Origin of the sequence: Paraburkholderia sp. EB58 (assembly GCF_050436665.1) — a bacterium.
Taxonomy (GTDB): domain Bacteria; phylum Pseudomonadota; class Gammaproteobacteria; order Burkholderiales; family Burkholderiaceae; genus Paraburkholderia.
In genome coordinates, this window is sequence record NZ_JBNDMQ010000019.1 from 149563 (window position 1) to 165902 (window position 16340).

Consider the following 16340-nt stretch of genomic DNA (forward strand, 5'->3'; position numbering starts at 1 on the left):
CCGTCTCTCTCCCGCCACGCCGTCCAGTGCACTGGCGCATGTAAATGCTTGACCTCTGTTCCCCTCCATCCAGGGAAAACCACAGCCCCCACGCCCACGCTTTTCTTTGACTCACTTTCGATTCGAAACTAAACTCTTTCGAAACAAAAGGATTTTCTTTCGAAGAGCGGAGACATGCTGGCTAACAAGAGTTCACTGAAGCGACGGCTGCAGATCGTCGAGATGGTCCGCAAGCGCGGTGAAGTCTCGGTCGAGGAACTCAGCCAGGCGTTCGACGTGTCGAGCGTGACCATACGTACCGATCTGACTTACCTCGAACAGCAGCGCTATCTGGTGCGTTCATTCGGCAAGGCGCGGTATCTGGCCCAACGCCCCGGCGAGAGCATCTTGATGCCGCTGTCGGATGGCGCCACTCGCAAGGCTGCGGAAATGGCGATTGCCCGGTTCGCTGCAGAATCCGTGGACGACCACGAGTCGCTGATGCTCGGCGCCGGCGAAATCGTCCACAAGGTACTGCCGCTGCTTTCGGATCGCTCGAACCTGTCGCTGCTGTTAAACGACATCGCAATGGCTCAAACCGCCCAGCGCTTCGTGCACTGCGAGTTGCAATTGACCGGCGGACACCTCATCGACGAAGCCACCACCCTGACCGGCCCCGATGCAGAGCGCTCCGTCACGGCTCGCCCGCTCGATCTCTGCATTCTCGAGGCGTCAGGTCTCGACCGCGACGGCAACCTGCTCTGCGCCAACCCGAGCCTCGCCCGGGTGTTTCATGCTGCCACCCAAGCCGCCGCCCGCACCATCGTCGTCGCGTATCAACCGCAACTGTCCGAGCGCGACGGCCACGTGTTTTGCAACCTCGCCGATATCGGCGGACTGGTCATCGACGACGGCATCGATCCGCCCACGATGGACCTGTTTCCACGCAAGCACCTTGAACTACACAGACGGGAAAACGGAATTCTCGAGTTCCGGAAATCCACGCGCTAACCATCCATAAAAGGAAGAGACACCATGAAGCACAAAGCGCTGCGCGGCGACATCGATCCTGTTCAAACAAAGAAGCGCCATGCCTAATCCTGAACCGCATAGCGCCGGCAAGCCCGGCTACATCCTGACGATGGGCGAGATCCTCGTCGAAATCATGGCGACCGAACGCGGCCAGTCATTTCGCAAACCAGGCACGCTCATCGGCCCCTATGCCAGCGGCGCGCCGGCGATTTTCATCGACCAGGCGGCCCATCTCGGCAGCCGCTGCGCGATGATCGGCTGCGTCGGCGACGACGACTTCGGCACGCTCAACGTCGAGCGCTTGCGCGCGGATGGCGTCGACGTCTCGGGTATCGCCGTCATCAAGGGGCAGACGACCGGCAGCGCCTTCGTTACTTATCGCGAGGACGGCGAGCGCGACTTCATTTTCAACATCACCAATAGCGCCTCGGCTCATCTCTCGGTGGCCAATATCCGCGAGGACCTGCTGAAGGACTGCCGTCACTTTCACGTGATGGGCTCATCGCTGTTCTCGTTTCGCATCATCGAGGCCATGAAGAAGGTCATCGAGACCGTGAAAGGGCATGGCGGTACGGTCAGCTTCGATCCAAATATCCGCAAGGAGATGCTGCGCATTCCGGAGATGCGCGAGGCGCTGGATTTCATTCTCGACTATACGGACGTCTTTCTGCCGAGCGGTCACGAGGTGACGTTGCTGGCAACCGCCAGTTCCGAGCGCGCCGCCATCGAGGAACTCTTGCAGCGCGGCATCCGCGAAGTCGTGGTCAAGCGCGGCAAGGACGGTTGCAGCTTCTACAACGGCACCGATGAGTTGCATGCGCCTGCGATTCAGGTCGAAGAGGTCGATCCCACCGGCGCGGGCGACTGCTTCGGCGCGACCTATATCGCCTGCCGGGCGCAGGGCATGAGCGTCGCTGAGGCGTTGCGCTATGCCTGCGCGAGCGGCGCCCGGGCAGTCAGCTTCCGCGGACCGATGGAAGGCACCGCGACCTTGGCCGAACTCGACGCCTTCATAGCGAAACCGGAGTCTAACCATGGCTAACGTGGTTGCGCGCCTCTCCAACGGGCACAGTGCGGCGAATTCCCTGAAGGGAATCTATTCGATCTGCTCCGCGCATCCGTGGGTGCTTGGCGCAGCGATGCAACAGGCCCTCGACGACGGTACGCCGCTGCTGGTCGAATCCACGTCGAATCAGGTGGATCAATACGGCGGTTACACCGGCATGAAACCGGCGGACTTCGTCCGCTTTGCTCACCTGATCGCGGAGCGGGTTGGGTTGCCGCGCGATCACCTGATTCTCGGCGGCGATCATCTCGGGCCGAACGCGTGGCGCAGTTATCCCGCGGAAGAAGCGATGCAGCGCGCGGAAGCGCTCATCGAAGCCTACGTATGCGCCGGCTTCACGAAGATCCATCTGGACACCAGCATGGCCTGCGGTGACGATCCGGAGCGTCTGTCGGACAGCGTCGTGGCAGAACGCGCCGCGCGCCTATGCGCCATCGCTGAAGCCGCTGCCGCTCGCACCGGGCTCAAGAGCCGTCCCGTCTATGTGATCGGCACCGAGGTGCCCGTGCCCGGAGGTGCAAGCGAAACGCTGAATACGGTCGACGTCACACGGCAGGACGCGGCGTTCGATACGGTCGCTGTGCATCGTGATGCGTGGCGCGCACGAAACCTCGACGCAGTGTGGGACCGCGTCATTGCGCTGGTCGTGCAGCCAGGCGTCGAGTTCGATCACACGAAAGTGATCGACTACCAGCCCGCGCTTGCCATCGGCCTTTCGCGAGTGCTCGCACAACTGCCCGGCATGGTGTTCGAAGCGCACTCGACCGATTATCAAACACCCGAATCCCTGCGGGCGCTCGTACGAGATGGCTTCGCGATTCTGAAAGTTGGACCGGGCGTCACCTTCGCGTTGCGCGAGGCCCTCTATGCGCTGGCAGACATCGAGGCGGAGTTGTTGCCGGCGGCTAAGCGCGCCGACCTGCGCGCAGTCGTGGAAGCTGCGATGCTGCGCAAGCCTGCCAACTGGGACAGGTATTACCACGGCGATGAAGCCCAAAAACGTCTGCTTCGCACCTACAGCTATAGCGATCGGGTGCGGTACTACTGGGCTGATCCGGAGGTCGATGCAGCAGCGCAAAGGCTGCTGGGAAACCTCGCTGACACAACGATTCCAGAAAACCTCCTGAGCCGTTATCTACCGGCCCAGTACTGGGCACTACGGCGCGGCATGATCGACGGCTCGCCGATGAGCATCGTGCAGAGCAAGGTCCGCGAGGTCATCGAACATTACGCGTCGGCTTGTCGCGAGTGACGTGACGAAACGAAACGAAACGAAACGCCGCGACAGTCCCACAAGAACCAGGAGGAAATCATGTCCTTTCAGCCCAACGCTTCATATGACTTTAGCAACGCAGTTGTAGTGATAACGGGCGCGGCAGCCGGCATAGGCCGCCAGGCCGCGGAGCAATTCGCAGCAGCTGGCGCTACCCTCGTCCTGCTGGATCGTTCCGAGTCCATCGCAGATGTAGCTTCGAGCCTCGGTGCACCGCATACGGGCTGGGTCGCTGACATCAGCGACGCTGAATCTGTCACGGCAGCGGCTAATGAGATTCTTTCGCTGTTCGGTCACGTCGACATTCTGGTCAACAACGCGGGCATCGGCCCGCTAGCACCGGCTGAGAATTTCCCGCTTGAAACGTGGGACAGAACGATGGCGGTCAATCTGCGGGGCGCGTTTCTCGTTGCGCGCGCATTCGCACCGGGCATGCTCGCGCGTGGGCAGGGAAGGATCATCAACCTCGCCTCCCAGGCGGCCGTGATCGGCATAGAAGGGCATGTCGCTTATTGCGCAAGCAAAGCCGGAATCATTGGCATGACCAATTGCATGGCGCTCGAATGGGGGCCGCGAGGCGTGACGGTCAATGCCATTTCGCCGACTGTCGTTGAAACGGAGCTGGGGCTGAGTGGATGGGCAGGAGAAAAAGGAGAACGCGCCAGAGCCGCTATCCCTACCCGGCGCTTCGCCAAGCCGGCCGAGATCGCCGCCGCAATCATGTACCTGGCAAGCAGGGAAGCCGCCATGGTCAACGGGGCAAACCTGATGATCGATGGTGGTTACACGATTATTTAGATCCCGACACGTTCAGATCGGGCTGACCCGCGACTGCTATTGACGACATAAGCACGAGCGAAAACCTGGGAGTAAATGGAGGCAGCAAGGGACTTTACACAACCCACGATGTTTAGGAGACAAAAATGATCTGCCGTTCTGATGTGGTTTCGTTGCGCCGCGACGCCTTGCGGCGCCGTCTTGCCGTATCTGTTGTTGCTGGAATTGGACTGGGCATCGGTAGCGTGGCCTATGCGACCACCGTCACGATTGCTGTACCGAATAACAACGATCTGATTGAAATGAAAAAGCTTTCTCCGGTGTTCGAGAAGGCCAACCCCGATATCCAGTTGAACTGGATCGTGCTCGAAGAAAACGTGCTTCGGCAACGCCTGACGACGGATATCACGACGAACGGCGGTCAATTCGACGTCGCGGCCATCGGGACCTATGAAGCACCGCTGTGGGGCAAGCGCGGATGGCTCGTCCCAGTCACCGGGCTGCCCGCCAGCTACGATCTCAACGATGTGCTCAAATCGGTCCGCGACGGTCTGTCGTACCATGGAACGCTATACGCGTTGCCATTCAATGCCGAAAGCTCGATGACGTTCTACCGGAAGGATTTATTCGCGGCCAAGGGTTTGACGATGCCGGATCATCCAACCTACAGCCAGATTAGCGAGCTTGCCGATAAACTGACCGACAGGCCTAACGGCGTCTACGGTATCTGTCTGCGAGGCAAGGCGGGTTGGGGCGAGAACATGGCCTTCGTCTCAACGCTGGTGAACACCTACGGCGGGCGGTATTTTGACGAGAAGTGGAACGCACAGATCAATTCGCCGGAATGGAAAAACGCCATCAACTTCTACGTTGATCTGCTAAAGAAAGATGGGCCGCCGGGAGCCAGTTCAAATGGCTTCAACGAAAACCTGTCGCTCATGACAAGCGGCAAGTGCGCGATCTGGGTGGATGCAACGTCCGCTGCCGGGATTCTTTACAACAAGACCGAATCGTCGATCGCGGACAAGGTAGGGTTCGCCGCAGCGCCGACGCAGATTACGCCGAAGGGCGCCCACTGGCTCTGGTCCTGGTCTTTAGCGATTCCGAAGTCGTCGAAATCGCAGGACGCGGCCAAGCGGTTCATCGAATGGTCGACCTCCAAGGAATACATCACCCTGGTAGGCAATGACATCGGATGGGCATCGCTGCCGCCGGGCACGCGTCAATCGACCTACACACGTCCTGAATACAAGCAGGCCGCACCGTTCAGCGATTTTGTACTGAACGCGATCGACACCGCCAATCCCAATGACTCCACCTTGAAGAAGGTCCCGTACAGCGGCGTGCAATACGTGGGTATTCCGGAATTCCAGTCGTTCGGAACCCTTATTGGGCAGCAGATTGCAGGTGCACTTGCCGGTCAGCTCAGCGTTGACCAGGCACTGCAGGCGGGCCAGGCGGCGGCTAACCGTGCGGTGCGCCAGGCGGGCTACCAGAAGTAACCGGAAGCCTCTGCCGCAGTCGGTCAGGCCACGCGCTTTCGTGCGACACGAGAGGCGTGGCCTCTGCATCGACCCCGGAAGCCAGGGGCGTGCGCAGCGATTGAGTGGGCGATTACGCTCCATTGCTGATACAGTAAATGCCCCCTCATCCGGCGGCAGTCCTCCATCATGCGTACCACCCGAGCCATCCATGCCGTCGAGCGGCTGAAAACCCGCAGCGGCAATCCGCAGTTTGCGGCGATCAGCCTGTCCGGCGGCCTGTTTTACCTCGTCGACAAGTCGAGCGGCACGGACAAAAAAGTCTCCGACCCGCTGACGCTCGACGATTTCGTCAAATTCGTCGACGGGTTCGGTCCGCCGAAGCCGCGCAAGGCGAGCAAGCTCGACCTGGCGTTCGAAGAGCAGATCAGGAAGAGTAAGAGCTAAAACCCGCGCCGCTAGCGTCTACCGGCTAACGGCACAACGGCGGCGCGCGATGCAGTTCATCGTTCTCGATGATATTGACGCCCCGCGTATCGTTGCTGAGCACTTCGGTCACCAGCGCCCGCGCCACCCGCTCGACGGAGATGGAACGCCACTTCAGCGGCAGATACACGCCCAGGTGCCGCGCGACGGTCTCCAGAGGACGACTCTCAGCGCGTTCACCCATCAGGAATGAAGGCCGCACGATGGTCAGCACCGGATAGTCGAGCTTCTTGAGCCCTTCCTCCACATTCCCTTTGACGCGGCTGTAAAAAGTCCGCGCCTCTGGATCGGCGCCGATCGCGCTGACAATCGCAAAGTGCGACGCGCCGTGGCGGCGCGCGATGCCCGCAATCCGTAGCGGATACTCATAGTCCACTTTGCGGAACGCGTTCTGCGAACCGGCCGTGCGGATGGTCGTGCCTAGTGTGCAGATCACGGAATCGACGTCGAAAATATCCGCATCCGCGTCGAGCCTGTCGTAGTCAATCAGATGCTCGACGATCCGGTTGGTCCCTGTCGAACCCGTCACGGCCACCCCCGATGCCCGGCGCACCAGCATCCGCACCTCATGAACCCGGTCATCGCGGGCGAGCAATCGCAGGCACGCGCTCCCCACGAGACCCGTGCCGCCAAGCAGCAACACGGTCTGTTTGCGGACGACATTGGCCTGCCTGGACGCGAAGGAAGTCGACATGCGTGAGTCCGTCATAAAAGGGCACCACCGCATCTTACAGCGTCGACATGAAGCTTACCCGCCTAACACCTCCTGGATTTGCCCGTTAGCCGCGCTGCTCGCGAGCACCGCCTCGATAAAATGCAGTCCCGCCACGCCATCGTCGACCGTCGTGAGCAGCCTGCTTTCCGGAGGAGGCTCCTTGCCTGCATCCAATGCCTCGATCTGCAATGCGGCGTCCTTATAGAGCTGTGCGAACGCTTCCAGATAGCCCTCAGGATGCCCCGGCGGTACACGCGTGGCATGCGCAGCGATCGCGCTCTTTACCCTCCCGCGCGTCAGCCGCTCTGCCGCGCCACCCAGCGGCGTGAACCACAGTTCGTTGGGATTCTCCTGATCGAAGGCGAGGCCCGCTTTCGTGCCATAGACGCGCAGCCGTAGCGCGTTCTCCGCGCCGCCCGCCACCTGGCTCGCCCACAGCATGCCGCGCGCGCCGCTCTCATAGCGCAGCATCGCCTGCACATGATCGTCGACGCGGCGCCCCGGCACGAAAGTGTGCAACTCGGCTGAAAGCCATTTAGGCTGCATGCCGGTCACGAATGACGCAAGATGATAGGCATGCGTGCCGATATCGCCGAGGCAACCTGCCGGACCGGCCTGCTGCGGATCGGTGCGCCAGCCAGCCTGTTTGTTGGTGCCGGATTGCTCGATCGGCTCCGCCAGCCAATCCTGCGCATATTCGACCTGCACGACGCGCACCTCGCCGAGCCCGCCTGCCTCGACCAGTTCGCGCGCGTGGCGAACCATGGGATAGCCGGAATACGTGTGCGTCAGTGCGAACAGCCGTTTCTTCTCACGCGCGAGCTTCGCCAAGGCCTGCCCTTCGGCGAGCGACACGGCGAGCGGTTTGTCGCAGATGACGTGGATACCCGCTTCAAGAAACGCGGTGGCCACCGGCGCATGCAGATGGTTCGGCGTGACGATCGCCACTGCGTCGATGCCGTCGTCTTTGCGCGCGGCTTCCGCTTGCGCCATCTCGCGCCAGTCTGCGTAACTGCGGGCGATGCCGGCTTCCGCCGCGCTCGCCTTGGCACGCTCTGGATCGGACGACAACGCGCCCGCCACCAGTTCGAAGCGATCGTCGAGGCGCGCGGCGATCCGGTGCACCGCGCCGATGAACGCGCCCTGCCCGCCGCCGACCATGCCCAGCCGTAACTTTCGTGTCATAGGAAATGCTCCTTAGTACCGCTCAACACAGCGCTCAGATACCCAGCACGCGCTTCAATTGCGCCGTATCGACACCGCTGCCGGCGAAATCGTCGAAAGAATGTTCGGCGACGCGAATGATGTGACGGCGAATGAACTCGGCACCCTCGCGCGCGCCATCTTCAGGATGCTTCAGCGCACATTCCCATTCGAGGACCGCCCAGCCTGGATAATCGTATTGCGCCATCTTCGAGAAGATCGCGGCGAAATCGATCTGGCCATCGCCGAGCGAGCGAAACCGGCCCGGACGTTCGACCCAGTCGCTGTAACTGCCGTAGACGCCTGCCTTGCCCGTCGGACGAAACTCCGCGTCCTTCACATGGAAGACCTTGATGCGCTCGTGATAGATATCGATGAACGAGAGGTAATCGAGTTGCTGCAGCACGTAGTGGCTCGGATCGAACAGAATATTCGCGCGGCGCTGTCCGCGCGTTCCGTCCAGGCGCTCCAGAAAGCGTTCGAAGGTTACGCCGTCATGCAGATCTTCACCCGGGTGCAGTTCGTACGCCACATCCACACCCACCTCGTCGAATGCATCGAGAATCGGCGTCCAGCGACGCGCCAGTTCATCGAAGGCGGCGTCGACGAGACCCGCAGGCCTTTGCGGCCATGGGTAGACGTAAGGCCACGCGAGCGCGCCGGAAAACGACACGTGCGTGTCGAGCCCGAGCCGCCGCGACGCCTGCGCCGCCAGCTTCAGTTGCTCGATCGCCCATTCGGTGCGCGCTTGCGGATTGCCGCGCACGTGCGGCGCGGCGAAGCCGTCGAACAGCAGGTCATAAGCCGGATGCACTGCCACCAGTTGACCTTGCAGATGCGTCGCCAGTTCGGTGATCTCGACGCCGGCGTCGGCCACGACACCGAGCAATTCGTCGCAATACGTCTGGCTTGCGGCGGCCTGTTCGAGATCGATCAGGCGTGCGTCGACCGGAACCTGGATCCCCTCGTAGCCGAGACTGGCGGCCCAGGTCGCCATGTTTTCCAGCGTGTCGAAGGGCGCCTTGTCGCCCAGGAACTGGGCCAGGTAGACCGCCGGTCCCTTGATGGTTTTCATCGTATCCGTCCTCGGTTAAAGGTTGGGCCGCACGCCGCCAGGCGCGCGGCCGGCGCGTTAAAACGGCGAATCCGGGAAGTAGTACTCCTTCGCATTGTCCTTCGTGACGAGCACCGACGGAATGATCGTCTTCGGCGGCAACGTCTGGCCCTTCAAACGGGCTTCGGCCGTCAGCTTGATCGCGTCGTAGATGAACTTGGGCGAATACGTGACGTCCGCGTTGATGAGCTTGTCGCCGTCCAGCACGCGCTTGATCATCTCTTTCGATCCCGCGCCGCCGAGCACTTCCTTGATGTCCGTGCGCTTCGCCTGATCGATGGCCTTGAGCACGCCCACCGACATGTCGTCATCAGCGGACCAGACCGCGTCGATATGCTTGAAGCGCGTCAGGTAGTCCTGCATCACCTTGAACGCGTCGTCGCGATTCCAGTTGGCGTATTTCGCGTCGAGCACCTTCACGCCTGGGCAGGCCTTTAAGGCAGTGGTGAACGCGGTATAGCGTTCGTTATCGAGCGTGGTCGGAATGCCGCGTAACGCGACGATATCGCCATGGCCGTCCAGCGTTTTGCAGAAGTACTCGCCGGCGATCCTGCCGAATGCGGTGTTGTCGCCTGCCACATACGCATCCTGAGCGCTCGTGTCGGTCAGACCGCGATCCACCACCGTTACGTAGATTCCCTTCTTCTTCACCTGCGCCACCGGCTGGGTCAGCGAAGCCGATTCATGCGGGAAGATCACGAGCGCGTTGATCTTGTTGACGGTGACCATGTCCTGCAACTGGTTCGCCTGTTCCGGCGCGCTCGCCGACGTTTTGAGGATCACCTTCAGGTCCGGATGCGCCTTCTCCATGTCCTCCTTGGCCTTGTTCGCCCACCAGTCGATGCCGCCGGTAAAGCCATGATCGGCCGTCGGGATCGCCACACCCAGAATGACCTTGTCGTCGGCGCGCGCTGCGCCCGTCGCCCCTAGTATCCCCAACGCCAGCACGCCGGCGCTGATCGCTCGAATGACCTGCTTCATGTTGTGTCTCCAGTGTCGACCGGACTTAGCGCTTTAGCGCTTAGTCCGGTCCCATGCTTGCGTTATGAGGCGCCTTCGTGTGCCCCGGATTCTTGACTGCTGCCTTCCGCCATGCCCTGCACCTGCCCACCACCCTTCTTTACCGCCGCCCGCGCTGCAAAAACGCCACAACGATAATCACTGCGCCCTGCACCGCCGCGTTCAGATACACGCTGATGATGCTGGTGAGATTCAGAATGTTCGCTATCACCGACAGCAGAATCGCGCCGATCACCGTGCCGATCACGCGCCCCTCGCCACCCTTGAGCGCGGTACCGCCGACCACTACCGCCGCGATCGCCTCCAGTTCCCACAAAATGCCGGTGGTCGGCGTAGCCGAACCGAGGCGCGGCACGTAGAGCACCGTCGCGACGCCGACGCAAATGCCAAGGAGTACATAAGTAACGATCTTCACCGTATCGACGCGGATTGCGGCGTAACGCGCGACCTGTTCGTTCGAGCCAATCGCCTGCACATGCCGGCCGAACGCGGTGCGGTTCAGGATCAGCGTGCCGCCCGCCGCCACCACGAGAAACACCCAGATCGGCACCGGCACGCCAAGCAAACTCGCGTAATAGACGGGGCTATAGAGATCGGTCAGCGAGTTGTTGAGCGTGAGCGCGCCGCCGTCGGCCAGCCACGTGAGCACCGCGCGAAAGATGCCGAGCGTGCCCAGCGTGACGATGAACGGCTCGATACGCCCCTTGGTAATCAGCAGGCCATGCGCCCAGCCGAACAGCCCGCCCAGCACAAACGCAAGCACGATACCGATGGCGATAATCGTGAGCGGCGCGAAGGTGTGTCCACCGACTCCCGCAGACAAGCCGTTCATCAGCCAGATCATGCTGCCGGCGATCAACGCGGCCATTGACCCAACCGACAGATCGATGCCCCCAGAAATAATCACGAACGTCTCGCCGACCGCGATGATGCCGATGAACGAGGTGCGTGTGAGCACGTTCATCAGGTTGTCGACGGTGGCGAAGTCGTGGTTGAGCAGGGTGCCGGTGATGCACAGCACGAGAAGGCCGACGAGCGGCCCCAGCCCATACAGATGGTGCGCGAGACGCACGGCGCGGCCGGATTGGGCGGCTTCAGTGGGTGCCGGTCGCATGAGCGATCAACTCCTCTTCGGTCAGGTGATCGAGATCGAGCGTGGCCTGCAGGCGTCCCGCGCGCATCACGGCGACGCGATGGCACAGTCCGATCAGCTCAATCAGTTCGGATGAGATGACGATCACCGCCCGTCCCTGGGCGGCGAGCCGGTGAATCAGGAAATAGATGTCGCGCTTCGAGCCGACATCGACGCCGCGGGTAGGTTCGTCGAGCACAATCACGTTCGGCTCGGGCTGCAGGAACTTGGCGAGCGCGAGCTTCTGCTGATTGCCGCCCGAGAGCATGCGGGCACGGCTCGATAGATCGCCGGTGCGAATGCCGAAGTCGGCGACCGCCTGCTTGAGTGCGGCACGTCCCGCTTTCAGATCGAGTAGCGGATGTGCGTAGTGCTCGAGCGTCATCAGCGTGAGGTTGTCCTGCAGGTTCAGGTCGACGTGCAGCGCCTTGCCTTTGCGGTCCTCGCTGAGATACGTGAGGCCGTGGCGCATCGCATCGCGCGGCCGTTTCACGTCTACGACGCGGCCACCAATCTCGATGCGTCCGGCACTGCGGGGGCGCAGACCAAGGATCGCCTCGAAGGCTTCCGTGCGCCCGGCACCCACGAGGCCCGCAAAACCGAGCACTTCGCCCGCGCGCACCTCGAAACTTAGGTATTCGACCCAATCCGGTACGACGAGGCCTTCAACCTTCAAAGCGACTTCAGCGTCAGCGGCCACCGCCACTTTGTCCGGGAACATGTCGGACACGTCGCGCCCGACCATCAGGTTGGCCATCTGCTGCCGCGCGAGCCCCGAGGTTGCGCCACGCGCGACGAAGCGGCCGTCGCGCATCACGATCACCTCGTCAGTGATGTGCTCGACCTCGTCGAGCTTGTGCGAGATGTAGATGATCGTGACGCCCTCGGCCTTTAGCTTCGACATCAGCGTAAACAGACGCTCGGTTTCGGACGGTGTAAGCGTCGCGGTGGGCTCGTCCATGATCAGGAGGCGCGCATGGCGCGACAGCGCCTTGGCAATCTCGACCATCTGCTTTTCGGCGACGATGAGCTCGCGCACCTTCGTATCTGGCGGTTTTTTCAAGCCCACCTGCGCGAGGTAGCGCGTTGCCTCCCCGCGCATCGCCGCGTCGTCGAGCAACCAGCCACGGCGCTTTTCGTGGCCCAGATACATGTTCTGTGCAATCGACAGATGCTCCGCCAGGTTGAACTCCTGGTGAATCAGCACAATACCGGCCGCTTCCGCCTCGCGCGAACTGGCGAACTGCTGCACCTGGCCGTCGATGAGCAGCGTGCCGGTGGTCGCCACCTCATAGCCGGCAAGGATTTTCATCAGCGTCGATTTGCCCGCGCCATTCTCGCCGAGCAGGCCGTAGATGCGGCCAGGCGTCAGCTCGAAGCTCACGCCGTGCAGCACGCGCACCGGGCCGAAGTCTTTGCGGATGTCGTCGAAGCGCACGGCGAGGCTCATCGTTCAGGCACTCCCGCGAATCACGAGCCGGTGCGGCAACAGCACGCCGGGCACGCTAGCCAGGGGATTGGCCAGACGCTGCAGCAAGAGGCGCGCAGCCGTTTCGCCGAGCTCGCGCATCGGCTGGGCGATGGTCGTGAGCGGCGGCTCGACCTGCGCCGCGATCGAGATATCGTCGAAGCCGACCACCGCGACGTCGTCCGGCACGCGCTTGCCGACACTGCGCAAGCCGTGGATCACGCCGATCGCCAGCGTGTCCGAAACGGCAAAGATCGCGCTCGGCGCGTCGCGCTGCGTCATCAGCAGCGCCGCGGCGGACGCGCCCGCTTCGTAGTCGAGACTGTTCAGGTTCATGCGCCAGCGCTGGTCGGGGGTAATGCCGGCCTCGCGCAGAGCGTCGAGATAGCCTTGCTGGCGCTGCCGCGCGTAAAGGTAGGCGACGTCGGAATTGATCAGGCCGATGCGCCGATGCCCCCGCGCCAGCAGATGCCGCACGGCGTCGCCGGCGGCCCGGTAGTTGTCGATGCCGACATACGGCACGCCGACCGCCGAATCGAATTCGCAGCACGCGACCCATGGCAGCGCGCCGGACTCCTCGGCGAGCGCCTGCTGCACGGTGGCCGGATCGAGACAGATGGCGCCATCCGCACGGCGGCGCCGCAGCAGGTCGAAGTAGCTGCGCTCGCGGCCCGGATCGGCGCCCGTGTCGCACAGCAGCATGAAATAGCCGTGCTGGCGCGCGACCCGGTCGATGCCGCGCACGATTTCCGCGTAAAACGGGTTGCCGACGTCCGGCACCATTGTCAGCAGCAGGCGGCTTTCGGCGGTGCGCAAGTTGCGGGCGAGCTCGTTGACGCGGTAGCCGCTCGCGTCCACCGCAGCCAGCACCTTGTCGCGGGTGGCGGGGCGCACGTTGGCGTGGCCGTTCAGAACCCGTGACACAGTCGCCACGGAGACCCCTGCCTGCTCGGCGACGCCAGCGATGGAAGTGCCGTCGGACGGCTGCGGGGCCGTTCGGGGCGCGTCGGTCTCGGATTGAGGCAGGCGAGGCACGTTTTTTTGACTCGAAAATGTAATCGATTACATTTTTGAGCGATGGTTAAGCGAATCGCAAGGTCAGTCTCGTAGGGATTAACACGGGCCGGGTTGGCACCAGGTGGGCAAAGGGTTGGCAACCGGTTCGCGCCGGATTGCGGCCGGGTTGCCCGTCTGTGAACGGGTTCCGCCCTCAATTTGGTACAATTCCGCAGTTGTCCCGAACCCCCACGGGTCGCACCTAAACCGAACCGCCGAATCCACCATGAATATCGAACAAGCGCGTTTCAACATGATCGAACAGCAGATCCGTCCCTGGGAAGTGCTCGACCAGGACGTGCTGAATCTGCTTTCGATCGTCAAGCGTGAAAATTTCGTCCCCACGGTCTACCGCGAACTGGCTTTCGTCGACTTCGAAGTGCCGCTGCCGGCTGGCCAACACATGCTGGCGCCGCGCGTCGAAGCGCGTGTGCTGCAGGAACTGGCGGTGAAGAAGCATGAAAGCGTGCTGGAAATCGGCGCGGGGTCGGGTTACATGGCAGCGCTGCTCGCGAACCGCGCGCAGCACGTGCTGACCGTGGATATCGAACCGGAACTCGCCGAACTGGCGAAGGCCAATCTCGCCGCCAACGGCGTGCTGAATGCGGAAGTCGCGACCGGCGACGCATCGCGCGGCTGGCCCGCAGCGGCGCCGTACGATGTGATCTGCGTGTCGGGCGGCCTGCCGGTCCTGCCGCAAGAGATCCTCGAGCATCTGAAGATTGGTGGCCGTCTGGCGGTGTTTGTAGGCACCGCACCGGTGATGAAGGCGCAGATCATCACACGCATCGACGAGAAGCAGTACCGCATCGCCGATGTGTTCGAGACCTACGTCGAACCGCTGATCAATGCCGTGCAACCGCCGCGCTTCAAGTTCTGAGACCGCTGATGCAAAACCTGACCGCTCCTGCTTTGGCCGAATGGCTGGCCGATCAATCGCGTCCCGCGCCCGTGCTGCTCGACGTGCGCGAACCGTGGGAAATCCAGACGGCTTCGATTGCCGGCGCCGTGTCCATTCCGATGCGCGAGATTCCGGCGCGTAGTGAAGAGCTGGATGACGATGTAGAGATCGTTTGTGTCTGCCATCACGGTGCGCGCAGCGCCCAGGTGGCGATGTTTCTCGAATCGCGCGGGCATAAGAACGTGTTCAATCTGCAAGGCGGGATTGATGCGTGGTCGCGCCAGGTTGATCCGGCTGTGCCGACGTATTGATCTGATTCGTGTTGTGTATGGGCCGTGTGCCGGTTTGGCGGCGGCCTCCTCGCTTTACCCCATCCCATTCGACACGCTAGCGTGCCTGACGCTTGCGGCCGCGCGTCGCCATCTCCGTCACGCGCTTCCTTAGCAGCCCGACCCACAGCGAAGTTTCGCTTCCCGGTTGGGAAATTTCGCACGGCCTCGTTAGACAGTTGAAGGCAACATGCTCCGACCCATGTTCGGAGCAGTCTGATGAGATTCGTGACGATCGCGCTGGCCGCGGCAACACTGCTGCCGCTTACCTCCTACGCCGTGCTGGGGGGTGCGCCCATGACCGGCTCATCCTCTGCCATGTCGCTTCGCGCTGCTCCTCCACGCCCTCCACATCCACACGCGGCGTCAACCAGCCCGGTTACATCCCCTCCACCGCGGCCTACTCGGCGCACGAATCGCGCGACGCCGACGGTATCACGGTGAGTATGTACTGCCGAATAACGTCGTCTTCGCAGTCTCATGGCAAGGCCCCGTGCGGCCGGACATGAACGTGTTGCTTGGCGGCTATTTTCCCAACTTCGTCTCCGCGGGCGAAGAGCGTTTGCGTGGCACAGGCACGTTGATCCAACGCAATGGCGACCTGCAGGTCGAATCGGCGGGACGTCCCGGCAATTTCTTCGGCATGGCCTACCTCCCCGGCCTGATGCCGGCCAATCTCCGCGCGAACAATCTGCCGTAACGCAGCGCCGCTTTTCCGGGACACAATCACAATGAAGACCTTCAACCCAACCCTCGGTATCGCGCTACTGATCGTCAGCGTAGCCCTCTCAGCCTGTGGCGGCATGGCAACTGTGGCACAAACGCTGATACCCGCGACGTACTACTACTGCTCGTCCACAAACTCATGTGCCAGCACACGCGTGGCGCTAGCGAAGCAGGTCATGAATCCGGTCGCAGCTTTCTCAACGAATAACAACGGCACCGTCATCCGACTGCCCGCACTATCCGCGGGCGGCCAGGCCAGCGTGGCCGGTGAACTGGTGTTCGGCGTGGGCACACAGCAAAATAATGCTTTGCCGGCCAACCCGACGATCCTGGCGGTGGACGGCAACGGTTTCTTTACGACCCAGTATCAAGGCCGCGCGATCTTGACATCCTCACCGGCCTGAAGGCCGATCATTCCTACAACCCTAGGCCGGGATGGCGCTAGTGGTTTCGGCGGGTTCCTGCTTCGACGGGCGGCCCGACTGCACCATCCCTCCTGAGAAACAAATCCAGTTGCGTATTGTCATGCCGGGGTTGTTGCGGGTTCGAGGCGAAAGCCCAGTGCTGAGGCACGGCGGGTCA

General features: G+C 62.2%; 17 protein-coding genes. 10 read left to right on the top strand and 7 right to left on the bottom strand.

Going from position 1 to position 16340, the window contains the following annotated elements; all coding sequences use genetic code 11:
• Positions 1-174: 174 nt before the first annotated feature.
• The 6 genes from P3T40_RS26100 to P3T40_RS26125 all read left to right on the top strand — a co-directional run bounded on the left by P3T40_RS26100 (position 175) and on the right by P3T40_RS26125 (position 6055).
• Complete coding sequence (locus P3T40_RS26100) at positions 175-990, top strand: DeoR/GlpR family DNA-binding transcription regulator (RefSeq protein WP_429270588.1); 816 nt, start codon at positions 175-177, stop codon at positions 988-990.
• A gap of 79 nt (positions 991-1069) precedes the next feature.
• Positions 1070-2053 (top strand): tagatose kinase, encoded by a 984-nt coding sequence (locus P3T40_RS26105; RefSeq protein WP_429270589.1) that lies wholly within the window; start codon positions 1070-1072, stop codon positions 2051-2053.
• The gene (locus P3T40_RS26110; protein WP_429270590.1) at positions 2046-3329 is read left to right on the top strand and encodes a D-tagatose-bisphosphate aldolase, class II, non-catalytic subunit; all 1284 of its coding nucleotides are present in this window, start codon (positions 2046-2048) and stop codon (positions 3327-3329) included. The genes P3T40_RS26105 and P3T40_RS26110 overlap by 8 nt, the downstream gene beginning before the upstream one ends.
• A gap of 60 nt (positions 3330-3389) precedes the next feature.
• Positions 3390-4148, top strand: coding sequence for a GolD/DthD family dehydrogenase (locus tag P3T40_RS26115; protein WP_429270591.1), 759 nt, complete (start codon positions 3390-3392; stop codon positions 4146-4148).
• A 125-nt stretch (positions 4149-4273) separates the two neighbouring features.
• Positions 4274-5629, top strand: coding sequence for an ABC transporter substrate-binding protein (locus P3T40_RS26120; RefSeq protein ID WP_429270592.1), 1356 nt, complete (start codon positions 4274-4276; stop codon positions 5627-5629).
• A gap of 168 nt (positions 5630-5797) precedes the next feature.
• Positions 5798-6055 carry a hypothetical protein gene (locus P3T40_RS26125; RefSeq protein WP_429270593.1) on the top strand — a complete coding sequence of 86 codons (258 nt, stop codon included), beginning with the start codon at positions 5798-5800 and terminating at the stop codon, positions 6053-6055.
• 25 nt (positions 6056-6080) lie between these two features.
• On the opposite strand, the gene P3T40_RS26130 is transcribed toward P3T40_RS26125, so the two are convergent.
• The 7 genes from P3T40_RS26130 to P3T40_RS26160 all read right to left on the bottom strand — a co-directional run bounded on the left by P3T40_RS26130 (position 6081) and on the right by P3T40_RS26160 (position 13772).
• Positions 6081-6788: an NAD(P)H-binding protein gene (locus tag P3T40_RS26130; protein ID WP_429270594.1), complete on the bottom strand. Its 708-nt coding sequence runs from the start codon at positions 6786-6788 to the stop codon at positions 6081-6083.
• Between the two features lie 54 nt (positions 6789-6842).
• Entirely contained in the window at positions 6843-7994 is a 1152-nt protein-coding gene (locus tag P3T40_RS26135; protein WP_429270595.1) for a Gfo/Idh/MocA family protein, read from the bottom strand.
• A 34-nt stretch (positions 7995-8028) separates the two neighbouring features.
• Positions 8029-9087, bottom strand: coding sequence for a sugar phosphate isomerase/epimerase family protein (locus P3T40_RS26140; RefSeq protein ID WP_429270596.1), 1059 nt, complete (start codon positions 9085-9087; stop codon positions 8029-8031).
• Between the two features lie 57 nt (positions 9088-9144).
• Positions 9145-10107, bottom strand: coding sequence for a substrate-binding domain-containing protein (locus P3T40_RS26145; RefSeq protein WP_429270597.1), 963 nt, complete (start codon positions 10105-10107; stop codon positions 9145-9147).
• 139 nt (positions 10108-10246) lie between these two features.
• Positions 10247-11260: an ABC transporter permease gene (locus tag P3T40_RS26150; protein WP_429270598.1), complete on the bottom strand. Its 1014-nt coding sequence runs from the start codon at positions 11258-11260 to the stop codon at positions 10247-10249.
• A complete protein-coding gene (locus P3T40_RS26155) occupies positions 11241-12728 on the bottom strand; it encodes a sugar ABC transporter ATP-binding protein (protein WP_429270599.1) in 1488 nt (495 codons plus the stop codon). Before P3T40_RS26155 ends, P3T40_RS26150 begins: the two co-directional genes overlap by 20 nt.
• Positions 12729-12731: 3 nt before the next feature.
• A complete protein-coding gene (locus P3T40_RS26160) occupies positions 12732-13772 on the bottom strand; it encodes a LacI family DNA-binding transcriptional regulator (RefSeq protein WP_429270610.1) in 1041 nt (346 codons plus the stop codon).
• Positions 13773-14028: 256 nt separating this feature from the next.
• Between P3T40_RS26160 and P3T40_RS26165 the strand changes: the two genes are divergently transcribed.
• From P3T40_RS26165 to P3T40_RS26180, 4 genes are all read left to right on the top strand, one after another.
• Entirely contained in the window at positions 14029-14682 is a 654-nt protein-coding gene (locus P3T40_RS26165) for a protein-L-isoaspartate O-methyltransferase family protein (RefSeq protein WP_429270600.1), read from the top strand.
• An 8-nt stretch (positions 14683-14690) separates the two neighbouring features.
• Positions 14691-15014, top strand: a complete 324-nt coding sequence (locus P3T40_RS26170; protein WP_429270601.1) for a rhodanese-like domain-containing protein — start codon at positions 14691-14693, stop codon at positions 15012-15014.
• A gap of 511 nt (positions 15015-15525) precedes the next feature.
• Complete coding sequence (locus P3T40_RS26175; RefSeq protein ID WP_429270602.1) at positions 15526-15732, top strand: DUF2844 domain-containing protein; 207 nt, start codon at positions 15526-15528, stop codon at positions 15730-15732.
• A 31-nt stretch (positions 15733-15763) separates the two neighbouring features.
• Entirely contained in the window at positions 15764-16162 is a 399-nt protein-coding gene (locus P3T40_RS26180) for a DUF3443 family protein (protein ID WP_429270603.1), read from the top strand.
• Positions 16163-16340: the final 178 nt, after the last annotated feature.